The organism is Pseudomonas sp. RC10 (assembly GCF_038397775.1).
In the GTDB taxonomy this organism is placed as follows: domain Bacteria; phylum Pseudomonadota; class Gammaproteobacteria; order Pseudomonadales; family Pseudomonadaceae; genus Aquipseudomonas; species Aquipseudomonas bambusae.
In genome coordinates this window covers 1,006,273-1,021,550 of record NZ_CP151650.1, presented here as the reverse complement: position 1 = coordinate 1,021,550, position 15,278 = coordinate 1,006,273, and the positions used below count along the sequence as shown (strand labels likewise).

Genomic DNA, 15,278 nt, shown 5'->3' with positions numbered 1-15,278 from the left:
GGAGACGCCATGTTCAATATCAGCGATTTCCCACACGCCGATGCGACGCGCAAAGCCGCTCAACTCAGTGCCGATGACTATCAGCGTCTGTACCGGCAATCCATCGAGCAGCCCGACACCTTCTGGGCCGAGCAGGCAAAAAAATTTCTCCACTGGTTCTCGCCGTGGGATCAGGTCCAGCAGTGCGACATCAAGACCGGCAGCGCGCAGTGGTTCAAAGGTGGCAAGTTGAATGTGAGTTACAACTGCATCGACCGTCATCTGGAAAAGCGCGGTGATCAGGTAGCGATCATTTGGGAAGGCGACAATCCTTCGGAGTCCGCCGAAATCACCTACAAGAAGCTGCACCACAACGTCGCCCGTCTGGCGAATGTGCTGAAGCAGCGCGGGGTGAAGAAAGGCGACCGGGTGTGCATCTACATGCCGATGATTCCGGAAGCGGCCTACGCAATGCTGGCCTGCACCCGCATCGGCGCGATTCATTCGGTGGTGTTCGGCGGCTTTTCCCCTGACGCCCTGCGTGACCGGATTCTCGACGCTGATTGCCACACTGTCATCACCGCCGATGAAGGTGTGCGCGGCGGCAAATACGTGCCGTTGAAACAGAATGTCGACAAAGCCCTGCAAAGCTGCCCGAACGTCAGCACGGTGCTGGTGGTCAAGCGCACCGAAGGCCAGGTCGAGTGGGTCGAAGGACGCGACATCTGGTATCACGAAGCGCTGCACGGCATCAGCGACGATTGCCCACCCGAACCGATGGACGCCGAAGACCCGCTGTTCATCCTCTACACCTCGGGCAGCACCGGCAAACCAAAGGGGGTGCTGCACACCACCGGCGGTTACCTGCTGCAAGCGGCGATGACCCATCAGCATGTCTTCGATTATCGCGAGGGCGAGATTTTCTGGTGCTCCGCCGACGTCGGCTGGGTCACCGGACACACGTACATCGTCTACGGCCCGCTGGCCAACGGTGCCACCACGCTGATTTTCGAAGGAGTGCCGAATTACCCCGACACCTCGCGTTTCTGGCAGGTGATCGACAAGCACCACGTCAATATCTTCTACACCGCGCCAACGGCGTTGCGAGCACTGATGCGTGAGGGGGCGAAGCCGCTTGAGAACACAAGCCGGGAAAGCCTGCGCATTCTCGGCACGGTCGGTGAGCCCATTAACCCGGAAGCGTGGGAATGGTATTTCCATAAAGTCGGAAAAGACCGGTGCCCTATCGTCGATACGTGGTGGCAGACCGAAACCGGCGGCACGATGCTCACCCCGCTGATCAGCACAACGCCCCTGAAACCGGGCTGCGCCACTCAGCCGATGTTTGGCGTACAGCCCGTGCTGCTCGACGAAAAAGGCAATGAGCTGGAGGGCGCGACCAGCGGCTTATTGGCGATCAAGGCCAGTTGGCCGGGGCAGATTCGCGGCGTGTATGGCGATCAGCAACGCATGATCGACACCTACTTCAAACCCTACCCCGGTTATTACTTCACGGGGGATGGCGCGCGTCGCGATCAGGACGGGCATTACTGGATCACCGGGCGGGTGGACGACGTGATCAACGTGTCCGGGCATCGCATCGGCACGGCGGAGGTCGAGAGCGCGTTGGTATTGCATGACAGCGTGGCCGAGGCAGCGGTGGTGGGTTACCCCCATGACGTGAAAGGCATGGGCATTTATGCATTCGTGACCACCATGGCCGGGATCGAGCCGGACGAGGCGTTGCAGAAGGAACTGTTGACGCTGGTCAGCAAGGAAATCGGCAGCTTCGCCAAACCGGAGCTGATTCAGTGGGCCCCGGCCTTGCCGAAAACCCGTTCCGGGAAGATCATGCGGCGCATCCTGCGCAAGATCGCCTGTAACGAAATCGACAGTTTGGGGGATATCTCGACCCTCGCGGATTCGAGTGTCGTGGAGGGGCTGATCGAGAAGCGCCTTAACCGATAGAGGTAGGAGCGTAGCTTGTCCCGCGATCGGCGGGGAACCCGTCGTAAAACCGCCATACGTGTAGTGTCAGGTGCACTGCTGATCGCAGGCTTTTACTGCCGTTCCGGCAGATCGCGGGACAAGCCACGCTCCTACAGTATTGGCATTCCATCTTTCGACTGGACACCCATGGAATTCATCCGCACCCGCATCGAAACCCAAGTCATGAGCATGACCGGCCTGGCCCTTGGCCAACTGGACATGGAGAACCCCAAGGGCGATCCGGGTCTGTTCGGGCCGCAGGCGGTGTGCTGGCAGGTGCACGGCGATTTCCCGAGCATGATGATCGGCGGCATTTGCGCGCTGATGCTGCAAATGCTCCACCCTCGTGTGCTGGCGGGGGTGTGGGATCACTCCAACTTTCGTGAGGACATGCTCGGTCGGCTACGGCGCACCGGGCAGTTCATCTCCGGCACCACATTCGGTTCGACCCACGACGCCAATTGGCTGATCGACAAGGTGCTGAGCATCCATTCGCAGATCAGCGGGATCGCCCCGGACGGCACCCCGTACAAGGCCGATGATCCGGCGCTGCTAACGTGGGTACATGTGGCCGAAGTCAGCAGTTTCATGGCCGCACATTTGCGATACCTCAATCCTGATCTGTCCCTCGATGCTCAAGACCGCTATTACGCCGAAACCGCGCTCGTGGCGGAGCGTCTGGGTGCACGCGACATTCCGCGTTCGGCCGCTGAAATCGACGCTTACCTGCATCGGATGCGCCCGGAGCTGGTGTGTGACGACCGAGCGCGTGAGGTGTTCAGCGTCCTGCAGAATGCCCCGGCACCCAGCCGCCTGGCCAAGCCAATGGGGCGTCTGATGATGCAGGCCGGGGTTGAATTGATGCCGGAATGGGCGAGCGGGATGTTCGATATCCGGATGGGGAATTTCAAACGCCAAATGATCCGCGCGGGGGTTAACCGGACGGCACCGATCTTGAGATGGGCCGTGCGCAATGCGTCGGTGCATCGGGCGCGGCGCAGGATGGGAGTTCTCTGAGACCGGCATCACCCTATCCTTCTGTAGGAGTGAGCGTGCTCACGAAAGGGCAGGTAGATTTGAAACATTTCGATGTCCTGACGTCAGCATTCGCGAGCAAGCTCACTCCTACAGTTGATCGCATCCCCTGTAGGAGTGAGCATGCTCACGAAAGGGCAGGTAGATTCGAAACATTTCGATGTCCTGACGTCAGCATTCGCGAGCAAGCTCACTCCTACAGTTGATCGCATCCCCTGTAGGAGTGAGCTTGCTCGCGAGGGGCCGGCACTACCGATACAGGGCTCGCGGGACGGAACAATCTTGAACAGTCAGCGCAATCAAGAAAACGCTTAAATTACCACCGTCATTCATGCCACCATGTGCCCCTTTGATTTCCCCGCCACGGGCCTCCCTTTTCAGCTTTGTCTCCAGGCCCGGGCGTTACACCCACAACCGTGAGGATTCGTACCATGCAAGACGTCGTAATCGTTGCCGCCACCCGCACTGCGGTCGGCAGTTTTCAGGGTTCGTTGGCGAATGTGTCGGCTGTTGATCTGGGCGCAGCGGTGATCCGTCAGTTGCTGGCGCAGACCGGCCTGGACCCGGCGCAGGTCGATGAAGTGATCATGGGGCAAGTGCTCACTGCCGGTGCCGGTCAGAATCCGGCGCGTCAAGCGTCGATCAAAGCGGGGCTGCCGTTCGCGGTGCCCGCGATGACGCTGAACAAGGTCTGCGGTTCGGGCCTCAAGGCCCTGCACTTGGGCACTCAGGCAATCCGTTGCGGCGACGCTGACGTGATCATTGCGGGCGGTCAGGAAAGCATGAGCTTGGCCAACTATGTGATGCCGGGTGCGCGTACCGGTCTGCGCATGGGCCACGCGACTATGGTCGACACCATGATCAGCGACGGCCTGTGGGATGCGTTCAACGATTACCACATGGGCATCACCGCCGAGAACCTGTCGGAAAAGTACGGCATCAGCCGTGAGGCGCAAGACGCCTTCGCCGCTGCCTCGCAACAGAAAGCCGCTGCGGCCATCGAAGCCGGGCGTTTCGTCGATGAAATCACCCCGATCCTGATCCCTCAGCGCAAGGGCGATCCGATTTCCTTCGCCACCGACGAACAACCCCGTGCAGGCACCACCGCCGAATCCCTGGGCAAACTCAAGCCGGCCTTCAAGAAAGACGGCACCGTGACCGCCGGTAATGCCTCGTCGCTGAATGATGGTGCCGCTGCGGTCATCCTGATGAGCGCGAAGAAGGCTGAAGAACTGGGCTTGCCGGTGCTGGCACGCATTGCCGCTTACGCCAACGCCGGTGTCGACCCGGCGATCATGGGCATCGGCCCGGTCAGCGCCACCCGTCGTTGCCTGGACAAAGCGGGCTGGTCGCTGGACGAGCTGGACCTGATCGAAGCCAACGAAGCGTTTGCCGCGCAATCGCTGTCGGTGGGCAAAGAGCTGGGTTGGGATGCGAGCAAGGTCAACGTTAACGGCGGCGCCATTGCCATCGGCCACCCGATCGGTGCGTCGGGTTGCCGCGTGCTGGTGACCCTGCTGCATGAAATGATCAAGCGCGATGCGAAGAAGGGTCTGGCGACCCTGTGCATCGGTGGGGGTCAGGGCGTGGCTTTAGCACTGGCGCGGTAGGTTCAGGCACAACACAGCCCCCGGTGGGAGCGAATTCATTCGCGATTGGCCAGTACACCCGACGCATATCTGTCGGCTGTACCAAAGCATCGCGAATGAATTCGCTCCCACAGTTTGATCTCGGCCCGCCGTCACGTCGGTGTCACCTCACTGCCAGCCAAACTTCCGCACGTAGAACCCCTTCACCGCCTGAGTCAGCCCCACATACGCCAGCAGAATCACCGGCAGGATGACGAAGTACAGCGGTGGCAGTGCCTGCAGTTTGAAGTAGTGCGCCAGCGGCCCCATCGGCAGGAACACGCCCACGGCCATGATCACTCCGGTCATCACCATCAACGGCATGGCCGCGCGGCTTTGCAGGAACGGGATTTTCGGGGTGCGGATCATGTGCACGATCAGTGTCTGAGTCAGCAGCCCCACCACGAACCAGCCCGACTGGAACAGGGTTTGATGTTCAGGCGTGTTGGCGCCGAACACGTACCACATCACCGCAAAGGTGGTGATGTCGAAGATCGAGCTGATCGGCCCGAAGAACACCATGAAACGCCCCACGTCCGCAGGCTGCCAGCGTTGCGGTTTTTTCAGCAGCTCCTCATCGACGTTATCGAACGGAATGGCGATCTGCGAAATGTCGTACAGCAGGTTCTGCACCAGCAGATGCATCGGCAGCATCGGCAGGAACGGAATGAACGCGCTGGCCACCAGCACCGAGAACACGTTGCCGAAGTTGGAGCTGGCCGTCATCTTGATGTACTTGAGCATGTTGGCGAAGGTACGACGCCCTTCCAGCACGCCCTCCTCCAGCACCATCAGGCTTTTTTCCAGCAGGATGATGTCGGCCGCTTCCTTGGCGATGTCTACCGCGCTGTCCACGGAAATGCCGATGTCAGCGGTGCGCAGCGCAGGCGCATCGTTGATGCCGTCGCCCATGAAACCGACCACGTGGCCGTTGGCCTTGAGCAGCCGCACGATGCGTTCCTTGTGAGAAGGCGTCAGTTTGGCGAACACGTTGGTGGTTTCCACGGCTACCGCCAACTCAGCATCGCTCATGCGCTCAACGTCGCCGCCGAGCAACAGGCCCTGGCGTTCCAGCCCCACTTCACGGCAGATCTTCGCGGTCACGCGCTCGTTGTCGCCGGTCAGCACCTTTACCGCCACGCCGTGTTCAGCCAACGCCTTCAGTGCAGGCGCGGTGCTTTCTTTGGGTGGATCAAGGAAGGCCACGTAACCGATCAGGGTCAGGTCGCTTTCATCGGCCAGCCCATAGGTGTCGCGCCCCGCGTCCATCGCACGCGCAGCCACAGCCACGACGCGCAGGCCTTCTTCGTTGAATTCCGCCGTGACTTGCAGGATGCGCTCCAGCAATTCCGGGGTTAGCGCCTCATCCACCTCGCCATGACGCACGCGGTTGCAAACGCCCAACACTTCCTCCAGCGCGCCTTTGCAGATCAGCAGATGCGGCTGGCCTTGCTCCTGCACCACCACCGACATGCGCCGACGATTGAAGTCGAACGGCACTTCGTCGACCTTGCTGAACGCCGTCCCGACTTGCAGCTCGCGGTGGATTTCCACGTGTTCCAGCACCGCCACGTCCAGCAGGTTTTTCAGGCCGGTCTGGTAGTAGCTGTTCAGATACGCCATTTCCAGCACGTCGTCGGACTCATCCCCCCACACGTCCACATGGCGGGCGAGGAAGATTTTGTCTTGGGTCAGCGTCCCGGTTTTGTCGGTGCACAGCACGTCCATGGCGCCGAAGTTCTGAATCGCGTCCAGACGTTTGACGATGACTTTCTTGCGCGACAGGAACACCGCGCCTTTGGCCAGCGTCGAGGTGACGATCATCGGCAGCATTTCCGGGGTCAGGCCCACTGCAATGGACAGCGCGAACAGCAGCGCTTCCATCCAGTCGCCTTTGGTGAAACCGTTGATGAACAACACCAGCGGCGCCATCACGAACATGAAGCGGATCAGCAGCCAGCTGACTTTATTGACCCCGGCCTGAAACGAAGTGGGTGCGCGGTCGGTGGCGCTGACCCGCTGAGCCAGGGCGCCGAAATAGGTGTGGTTGCCGGTCGCTAGAATCACCCCGGTCGCTGCACCGGACACCACGTTGGTGCCCATGAACAGGATGTTTTCCAGGTCCAGCGGATTGCCGGTATCGACTTCCTGACGGCGAGCGAATTTCTCCACCGGCATTGATTCTCCGGTCATCGCCGCCTGGCTGACGAACAGGTCTTTGGCAGTCAGCACGCGGCAGTCGGCGGGGATCATGTCGCCAGCCGAGAGCACGATCAGATCGCCCGGCACCAGTTGTTTGATCGGCAGCTCGATGCGCTGCGACTTGGTTTCCTGACGACGCAGCACGGTCGCGGTGTTGCTGACCATCGCCTTGAGCGCATCGGCGGCCTGGTTGGAGCGGGTTTCCTGCCAGAAGCGCAGCAGGGTCGAGAGCACCACCATCGAGAAGATCACCGTGGCGGCTTTCATGTCCTCGGTCAGCCATGAGATGAAGGCCAGCAGGGTCAGCAGCAGGTTGAACGGATTTTTGTAGCAGTGCCACAGATGTACCCACCATGGCAGCGGCTGTTCGTGCTCGACTTCGTTGAGGCCATGTTGCTGGCGCAAGGCCAGGGCCTCGTCCTCACTCAGGCCGTCGTGGTGGGTGTGCAGGCGTGCGAGCAATTCAGGCACGTCGCTGCTGGCACCCCGGGTGAGGGTTTGCGCCAGAGTGGGCGGGACTTCGCGGCTGACGGTGGCGTCGGTCAGGCTGTCGAGCATCGCCAGCCGACGGAAGTGCCGGGCGAAGTGGCGAGTGCGCAGGAAGCCTGCGAAGAACTCTTTCAGGGTGTTGAATTTCATGGCCGTGTCCCCTGGACTGAAGGGCTACTACTCATGGAGATTCAGGAGGCACAGCCGAGCGCACTGCGCGTCGTTCAGGTGTGAACGGCGCACAACGATAAGCCCGCGCGACCGAAAAACGGCGCGCGGTGCCTGGGCGTCAGGGAAGGACAGGAAAAAGAATCGCCTGCCGTTTCTCGCGTTTATCAGCGAGATAACGGCAGTGAAAAGACTGCGCGTTAGCTCGCGGAGGATTGGCCGGTCATCGGAACCGGCTGACGTCTGTCACTCGAACAAGTACCCACTGTGGGTCTCCGCATCTGTTGAAAACGGGCGAAGAATACGCCCGGCTTTTATGAGAGTAAACCGCCATCACGGGGCCTGCCGAGACTATTGCGCGGGGATTCAGGGAAGGTTCAGGAAGGCCGTTTCCTACAGGCGACGCGGCCATCCAATGGGAATGAAAAACGCTTCAGCACGGCCGATAGAGATCCCTCTGTGGGAGCGAATTCATTCGCGAGGGGCCAGTACGGCCGACACATCTCTGTCACCTGACCCATCGTTCGCGAATGAATTCGCTCCCACAGGGTTTGGCGGCGCCTGGATTGTTCGGCCTGCCGCACACCGAACTGTTAAACTCGCGCGCCTTATTCCTGCCCCAAGGCGCCGAGCATGTCTTCCTTGAATCAGGCGCTCAGCGTCGCCCTCGACAACCGTCAAGCCCTGCTCGCCGAGCTGCATGCTCATGGCACCGACTGCTATCGCCTGTTCCATGGCAGCCAGGAAGGCGCGAGCGGACTGACCATCGACCGCTACGGCCCGCAGTTGCTGGTGCAGAGCTTTCACAACAGCTTGGACCGCGAGACCTTGCTGGCGGCCCACGCCACGATCAATGCCCGTTTGGGTCTGGACTTGATGCTGGTCTACAACGACCGCTCCCACGGCAACTCGCGGATTGATCGCACAGACGCTGTCTATAAAGCCGACGACGCCGCGCTGAACGATCTGATCGGCCACGAATGGGGGCTGAAATATCGAGTGCGTGGCCGTCATGCCGGTCAGGACCCTCTGCTTTTTCTCGACCTGCGCAACACCCGCGGCTGGGTCCAGGCTCACGCCAAGGGTAAAAGCGTACTGAACCTGTTCGCTTACACCTGCGGCGTCGGCTTGAGCGCAGCAGCGGGCGGCGCGCGGGAGGTCTGCAATCTGGACTTCGCCGAAGGCAACCTCGCCGTCGGTCGCGAGAACGGCCATTTGAACCCGCAATTGCCAGAAATGCAGTTCATCCAGTCCGACTATTTCCCGGCCATTCGCCAACTGGCGGGCCTGCCGATTGCCTCCCGTCGTGGCCAGAAACTCCCTAGCTACGTGCGCCTGGAACAGCGTCAATTCGACCTCGTACTGCTCGATCCGCCTGCGTGGGCGAAAAGCGCCTTCGGTACCGTCGACTTGCTGCGCGACTATCAAAGCCTGCTCAAACCTGCCCTGCTGACCACCGCTGAAAACGGCGTGCTGATCTGCTGCAATAATCTGGCAAAGGTCAGCATGGAAGAATGGCGCGAACAGGTGCTGCGCTGCGCCAACAAGCTCGGTCGGCCTGTTCGCGACTGGCAGGTGATGATGCCCGGCGTCGATTTTCCGTCGATGGATCAGCAGCCCCCACTCAAGACCTTGATCTTGCAGCTTTGATCTCCCACCCGCAGTAGGGAAATTTCCCACAAGGAATGCAGAGCCGCGACTTCGGAACCAGATTGGCGTGCCATACTCAAAGGCACCTCAGACCGAGAGAGTTGGCGACCTACATGCCCAAAGGATTGAAACGCGCCATTGGCGCCTTGCTGGCCGTCTTCGCCATTTACAGCGTGCTGGGGTTCCTTATCCTGCCTGGCATTGCGTTGCGGGTGATCAACCAGCAATTGGCGAATTACGCCACGGTGCCCGCCAGGCTGGACCGCCTCGAACTCAATCCCTACACCCTGGAAGTAACCCTGTGGGGCCTGAACATTGGCGCACCGGGCAAGGAACAGGTCGGCTTCGAACGGCTTTACGCCAACCTGCAAATCGACAGCCTGTGGACCAAGGCCCTGCACCTTCAGGCCGTGAAGCTCGACAAACCCAAGACCGAATTGCTGTTTTCCAAAGACGGCAAACTCAATCTGGCCGGTCTGTTCAAGCTGCCACCCAGCGAACCCGCCAAGCCTGACGAACCGCCGAGCAAGCCGTTCCCGCTGCGCATTGGCGAGATCAAACTGTCCGACGGCTTCGTGCATTTCCAGGACCAGCGCCCCAGCGAGCCCATCGAATTCCTCTACGACGCCCTGAATTTCGAACTGAAAAACCTCAGCACTCTGCCCGAAGACAACGCCGACATGACGCTGGTTGCGGCGGGTCCCGAAGGCGGTCAGATTGACTGGGTGGGCAAAATCAGCCTGGTGCCGATCAGCTCCGAAGGCACGCTGAAAGTCACCGACGGCAAAATGAAAGTCTGGTGGCCCTATGTGCGCGACGCCTTGCCGCTGGTGCTCAAGGATGGCGTGCTCAACCTCAGCACCCATTACACGCTCAATCTGGCCAAGGAAACCGAGCTGCGGCTGGACAACACGTCGCTCAAAGTCGCGCCTTTCGCCATCGATGCACCGGACGGTCGCCCGTTGGTGCGCCTGAAAAACCTGGAAGTCAGCGACACATCCCTTGATCTGGCGAAGCAGTTGGTCACCGTCGGGAAGATTCGTAGTCAGGGCCTGGAAACCTGGGCCGCTCGCGAATCCGATGGCCAACTCGACTGGCAGAAGCTGTTTGCCAGCCAGCCCTCGAAGACCGAACAGAAGAAAGCCGACGCTGAAAAGCAGCAACCCGCGACGGCCTCTGGGGCCGAGACCCCCGCCAGCGCAAAACCTGCTGTGCCGAGCAAGCCTTGGCAGGTGCTGTTGCGCGACACTCAACTGCGCGATTACCGCGTGCACCTGGCCGACAAAGTGCCCAAGGAACCGGTCGCGCTGGAAGTCGGCCCGCTCAATCTGGACCTGACAAACTTCGACAGCCTCAACAAATCGCCTTTCAACATCAAACTCGACACCGGGCTGGGCAAACAAGGCAAGCTGACGGCGGAAGGCGAAGTCAATCTTGACCCCGTGCGCGCCAAGCTCAACGTGACGACCCGCGACATCGACCTGCGCCTCGCGCAGTCCTACGTCACGCCGTTCATTCGCCTGGAAGTGCGCAGCGGCATGCTCAACACCGACCTGGCCGTTGACCTTAAAAGCACCGAGCCGTTGGCGCTGGGCATCACCGGCAAAGCGCAGGTCGATCAGTTGCACACGCTGGACACGCTCAAATCCCGGGATTTCGTGAAATGGCAGCAACTGAACGTTGAGGGCCTGAACTTCCAGCTCGGCGACAGCCTGAGCATCGCCAAGATCAACATTGAACAGCCCTATGCGCGTTTCGTGATCGCTGACGACCGCACCACCAACATCGACGACTTGCTGATTCCGCAGCCTGCCGACGGGGCACCTGCTACGACCAAAGCTGAGGCGAAACCCGCACCGAAACCGAAAACCGCGTCTGCCGAAAAGCCCATGGGCATTCGTATCGGCGAGGTGAACATCAACAATGGCTCGGCCAACTTTGCCGACTTTAGCCTCACCCCGAACTTTGCGACCGCCGTGCAGCAGCTCAACGGTAAGATCGGCACCCTTGATAACCGGCAGGACAAACCGGCCCCGGTGGACATTCAGGGCAAGGTCGACCGCTACGCGCCGGTCACCATCAAAGGCGCGCTTAACCCGTTCAACCCGCTGGCCAGTCTGGACATCGCCACCAGCTTCAAGCGCGTTGAGCTGACGACATTGACGCCCTACTCCGGCAAGTTCGCGGGCTACCGCATTCGCAAGGGGCGGCTGAATCTGGACCTGCACTATCTGATCACCAAAGGCCAGCTCAAGGCCGAGAACAAGGTGGTGGTCGAGCAATTGCAGCTGGGTGAAAAGGTCGACAGTCCCGATGCCGTGAACCTGCCCCTCAAACTGGCGATTGCGCTGCTCAAGGATGTGGACGGCAAGATTTCCATCGAACTGCCCGTGACCGGCGACCTGAACAATCCGCAGTTCAGCGTGATGCCGATTGTCTGGCAGACCCTGCGCAACCTGGTGGTCAAGGCTGCCGCCGCGCCGTTCAAATTCATCGGCGGTTTGATCAGCGGTGGCGGTTCGGAAGATTTGGGCACCGTGGCGTTCGCCCCCGGTTCGGACGACTTGAGTGGCGAGGCGCAGGCGTCGCTGGACAAGCTGGCCGCTGCCCTGAAAGAGCGCCCTGCCCTGCGGCTGGAAATCGAAGGCACCAGCGCCGAGGCCAGCGATGGGCCGCTCATTGCGCAACAGCGTCTGGAGCGTGAATACCAGAGCACGTACTACAAAATTCTCCAGCGACGCGGCGATAAGGTGCCAGCACAGGCGGGCGATCTGAAGGTCCCTGATGACGAGAAAGCACCAATGCTCGAAGGCATTTATCGCACACGCCTAAAACAGCAACCACCGGCGGAATGGGTGGACTTGGGGAAGGAAGAACGTCAAAACAAGCTGCGCGAGGCCGTGCTCAAATCCTGGAGTTCCAGCGCTTTACTGCTGCGCCAATTGGGTCAGGCCCGGGCAGGCAGCATCAAGGACTATCTGGTGGACAAGGGACAATTGGCGGATGATCGGGTCTATTTCGTGGACGCCTCCCTCGGTCAGCCGGAAAAAGACGGACGCGTCATCAGCCCCTTGCATCTGGACAGCGAGTAAAGACTTTTGAAGAGTGTGTTCACCAGGACCGTGGCCATTATCGGTCTGGCAGCGTTGAGTGGTCTGAGCCAAGCCGATACGTTGCGTTGTGGCAGCCAGTTGATCAGCGTCGGTGACCGGATGTTCGAAGTGCAGCAGAAATGCGGCCAGCCGGTCAGCCAGGACATCGTCGGCTACAAAGAAACCGTCAACCATTTCCGCCAGGTCGATCAGGTGCAGGTCCAGGAATGGGTCTACGGCCCGAACAGCGGGATGTATCAGTACCTTCGTTTCGAAGGTGGGCGGCTGGTGAGGATCGATAGCAAGCGGGGGAATTGAGGGAATTTTCCTACGCTTTTAGATATTTCCTTCGTCAGCGCAACATTAGCCGAGGCATGGGTCGAGGCGACTTACGCGCAGATTGTCTGAGCTCGCCTGATGACGGCACGCAGAACCCTCCAGCCTTGACCACGAAGAACTCATGAGATACGAGCAGTCGGTCGAAAATGGATTGATACAAAATTCGGGGCGAAGCCGGCCCGTTAAGTGTAACTTTGTGATACCCCCTCGTGTATTTGTAAATGATCTGTCTATCTACGGCAGTGCGATTTACAGATTTTTGAAAAACCACATCCAGCAAAGCACTCGGGCGCCGCCCTGAGGCCAGGAGGAGGCGCTCGTTCCACATCGGAAGCTGACAAACGACGGCCGTTGGACTACCATCACTGCCCCGCCTTAGGTGGGAAGTCAGCGCAGTGGAAGCCAATACTGACCGATGTCAAATTGACATAAAAATATAGATGCAGGAACTTTTTTCAACATGGGCTTAACGGGCAAACAAACATAAATGGAAATTCATAGCATATCTTTGTTTAAGCTCGGACTGACAGCTAGAACACACCGCTACTTACTGTTGAATCTGGCTAAGCGTGAGACGGTAGGAAAATATAAAGAATCTTTATTCGGATCGTTGTGGTCCATACTAAATCCATTGCTTATGCTAGTTATTTTCACTTTTGTATTTACCAACATTTTCAATTCAAGGTGGGGGGTCGCCGTTGACTCCGGGCCTATCTCTTACTCTGTTATCTTGTTTGCGGGACTGATCGTCTTCAACCTCTTTAGTGAGTGCTTCGGAAAATCACCGACCATCATTATCAGCAACCAGAACTTCGTTAAAAAAATCGTGTTTCCGCTGGAGATACTGCCCATCGTGTCACTGCTCTCTGCGCTTTTTCAAGCCGGTATCAGCTTTGGCATTCTCTTGATTTTCATCGCAGTTGAGTCAGGCAGTCTACATTGGACAACGCTGTGGCTGCCCGTCGCGCTGGCGCCATTCATTATATTTTTACTGGGTTTAATGTACTGGCTCTCTGCGACAGGCGTGTTTGTCAGAGACATCGGTCAGACGATTGGAATTACCACCACGGGGATGATGTTTATCTCGCCTATTTTTTTCCCTGCGACTTCATTTCCTGAGCGCTGGCGCTTTTTGGCTAACTATAACCCGCTCACTTATCCAATAGAACAGACCCGAGCCCTACTGGTGTTCGGCAACGAGATTGACTGGTCTACCTGGTCATTGTATTTCCTCTGTGCCAGCATTTTTTGTGCCTTGGGCTTTGCATGGTTCCAGAAGCTAAGAACAGGGTTTGCCGATGTCCTCTGATATTGCGATTAAAGTGTCTAACGTCAGCAAAATTTTCGAAACTTACGATAAACCCCAGAAGCGTCTTGCACAACTGGTGCTCCGTGTGCTGGCGAAGGCGGCGTTTACAAAACCGCTTAAGGCCTATTTTTTGGATAAAGCCGATCGTTGTTCCAACAAGTTTCGAGCACTCGACGATATCTCCTTTGAAGTCAAAAAAGGACAAACCGTTGGAATCATAGGGCGCAATGGATCCGGCAAGAGTACTCTGCTGCAAATCATATGCGGCACATTGAGCCCAACTCAAGGCGATGCTTACATTAATGGGCGTGTAGCGGCGCTCCTAGAGTTGGGCTCAGGGTTTAATCCTGATTATACGGGCCGAGAAAATGTTTATCTCAACGGGCAACTTTACGGTCTAACCGTCAAGCAAATTGATGAACGCTTCGAAAAAATAGTTGGATTTGCCGATATCGGAGACTTTATCGAGCAACCCACTAAAACCTACTCCAGCGGGATGATGGTACGCCTTGCATTTGCAGTCATTGCACATGTCGACGCCGACGTGCTGGTCGTGGATGAAGCCTTGGCCGTTGGCGACGCATTTTTTACGCAGAAATGTATGCGTTTTCTGAGAGATTTTATGAAAACCGGTACTGTCCTGTTTGTCAGCCATGACACAGGGTCCGTCAAAAACCTCTGCTCTTACGCAATCTGGCTTGAAAAGGGCAATGTGATTCAGGAGGGGCTACCAAAAGTTGTGAGTGAATTCTACCTGGAAGCCTTCTACGAAGCGCAACAGGGCAAGGGCACGACCACAAAAATGAAGCCCAAGCTACGGATCGAACGAAAAGCTGCCACGAAGGACCAGCGTCTCGACTTCATCAACACCACTCAGCATCGCAACGACTTGCAGATATTCGAGTTCAACCATGAATCCAGCTCGTTTGGTCTAGGTACAGCGCAGATAGTCGACGTCTCTTTCACCGCAGCGGACGGGGAGAAACTTCTATGGCTGGTGGGCGGTGAATTGGTGACGATTTCTGTCTTGGCGATCTCTCACCAAGTGCTTGCATCCCCGATTGTCGGTTTTTATATAAAAGATCGTCTAGGGCAGACACTTTTTGGTGATAACTCCTACCTTTCTTATATGGATGCCCCAATCAAGGTGGGGGAGGAATGTGCATTGCGCTGCGATTTCACCTTCTACATGCCAATCCTCCCGAAAGGTGACTACTCTATATGTGTGGCACTCGCCGAAGGCACTCAGGACGAGCACGTCCAGATGCACTGGATCCATGACGCACTATTTTTTAAATCAGAATCGACCAGTGCAAGCACCGGGTTGATTGGCATCCCAATGCAAGAAATCAGTATGGCATTGGCACCCACCCCTGAACTTGATCATCATTGAGAGAA

At 58.2% G+C, this 15,278-nt stretch carries 9 protein-coding genes; 8 read left to right on the top strand and 1 reads right to left on the bottom strand.

Annotation, left to right across the window (positions count from 1 at the left end; all coding sequences use genetic code 11):
- Positions 1 to 9: 9 nt before the first annotated feature.
- The 3 genes from acs (at position 10) to AAEO81_RS04580 (ending at position 4,613) form a co-directional block, all read left to right on the top strand.
- Positions 10 to 1,947, top strand: a complete 1,938-nt coding sequence (gene acs / locus AAEO81_RS04590; protein ID WP_341961952.1) for an acetate--CoA ligase — start codon at positions 10 to 12, stop codon at positions 1,945 to 1,947.
- A 168-nt stretch (positions 1,948 to 2,115) separates the two neighbouring features.
- A complete protein-coding gene (locus AAEO81_RS04585) occupies positions 2,116 to 2,985 on the top strand; it encodes an oxygenase MpaB family protein (protein ID WP_341961950.1) in 870 nt (289 codons plus the stop codon).
- A gap of 449 nt (positions 2,986 to 3,434) precedes the next feature.
- The gene (locus AAEO81_RS04580; protein WP_341961948.1) at positions 3,435 to 4,613 is read left to right on the top strand and encodes an acetyl-CoA C-acetyltransferase; all 1,179 of its coding nucleotides are present in this window, start codon (positions 3,435 to 3,437) and stop codon (positions 4,611 to 4,613) included.
- Between the two features lie 147 nt (positions 4,614 to 4,760).
- On the opposite strand, the gene mgtA is transcribed toward AAEO81_RS04580, so the two are convergent.
- A complete protein-coding gene (mgtA, locus tag AAEO81_RS04575; protein WP_341961947.1) occupies positions 4,761 to 7,472 on the bottom strand; it encodes a magnesium-translocating P-type ATPase in 2,712 nt (903 codons plus the stop codon).
- Between the two features lie 651 nt (positions 7,473 to 8,123).
- Between mgtA and AAEO81_RS04570 the strand changes: the two genes are divergently transcribed.
- From AAEO81_RS04570 to AAEO81_RS04550, 5 genes are all read left to right on the top strand, one after another.
- Positions 8,124 to 9,140, top strand: a complete 1,017-nt coding sequence (locus AAEO81_RS04570; RefSeq protein ID WP_341961945.1) for a class I SAM-dependent methyltransferase — start codon at positions 8,124 to 8,126, stop codon at positions 9,138 to 9,140.
- A 113-nt stretch (positions 9,141 to 9,253) separates the two neighbouring features.
- Positions 9,254 to 12,232: a DUF748 domain-containing protein gene (locus tag AAEO81_RS04565; RefSeq protein WP_341961943.1), complete on the top strand. Its 2,979-nt coding sequence runs from the start codon at positions 9,254 to 9,256 to the stop codon at positions 12,230 to 12,232.
- Positions 12,233 to 12,262: 30 nt separating this feature from the next.
- The gene (locus tag AAEO81_RS04560; protein ID WP_341964461.1) at positions 12,263 to 12,550 is read left to right on the top strand and encodes a DUF2845 domain-containing protein; all 288 of its coding nucleotides are present in this window, start codon (positions 12,263 to 12,265) and stop codon (positions 12,548 to 12,550) included.
- A 508-nt stretch (positions 12,551 to 13,058) separates the two neighbouring features.
- Complete coding sequence (locus AAEO81_RS04555; protein WP_341961942.1) at positions 13,059 to 13,880, top strand: ABC transporter permease; 822 nt, start codon at positions 13,059 to 13,061, stop codon at positions 13,878 to 13,880.
- Positions 13,870 to 15,273, top strand: coding sequence for an ABC transporter ATP-binding protein (locus AAEO81_RS04550; protein WP_341961940.1), 1,404 nt, complete (start codon positions 13,870 to 13,872; stop codon positions 15,271 to 15,273). The genes AAEO81_RS04555 and AAEO81_RS04550 overlap by 11 nt, the downstream gene beginning before the upstream one ends.
- Positions 15,274 to 15,278 lie beyond the last annotated feature (5 nt).

Bases quoted from the DNA above. Each gene is read 5' to 3' on its own strand.
- AAEO81_RS04565 (WP_341961943.1), top strand. From the start codon at position 9,254: ATGCCCAAAGGATTGAAACGCGCCATTGGCGCCTTGCTGGCCGTCTTC.
- AAEO81_RS04555 (WP_341961942.1), top strand. From the start codon at position 13,059: ATGGAAATTCATAGCATATCTTTGTTTAAGCTCGGACTGACAGCTAGA.
- AAEO81_RS04570 (WP_341961945.1), top strand. From the start codon at position 8,124: ATGTCTTCCTTGAATCAGGCGCTCAGCGTCGCCCTCGACAACCGTCAA.
- AAEO81_RS04580 (WP_341961948.1), top strand. From the start codon at position 3,435: ATGCAAGACGTCGTAATCGTTGCCGCCACCCGCACTGCGGTCGGCAGT.
- AAEO81_RS04585 (WP_341961950.1), top strand. From the start codon at position 2,116: ATGGAATTCATCCGCACCCGCATCGAAACCCAAGTCATGAGCATGACC.
- acs (WP_341961952.1), top strand. From the start codon at position 10: ATGTTCAATATCAGCGATTTCCCACACGCCGATGCGACGCGCAAAGCC.
- mgtA (WP_341961947.1), bottom strand. From the start codon at position 7,472: ATGAAATTCAACACCCTGAAAGAGTTCTTCGCAGGCTTCCTGCGCACT.
- AAEO81_RS04550 (WP_341961940.1), top strand. From the start codon at position 13,870: ATGTCCTCTGATATTGCGATTAAAGTGTCTAACGTCAGCAAAATTTTC.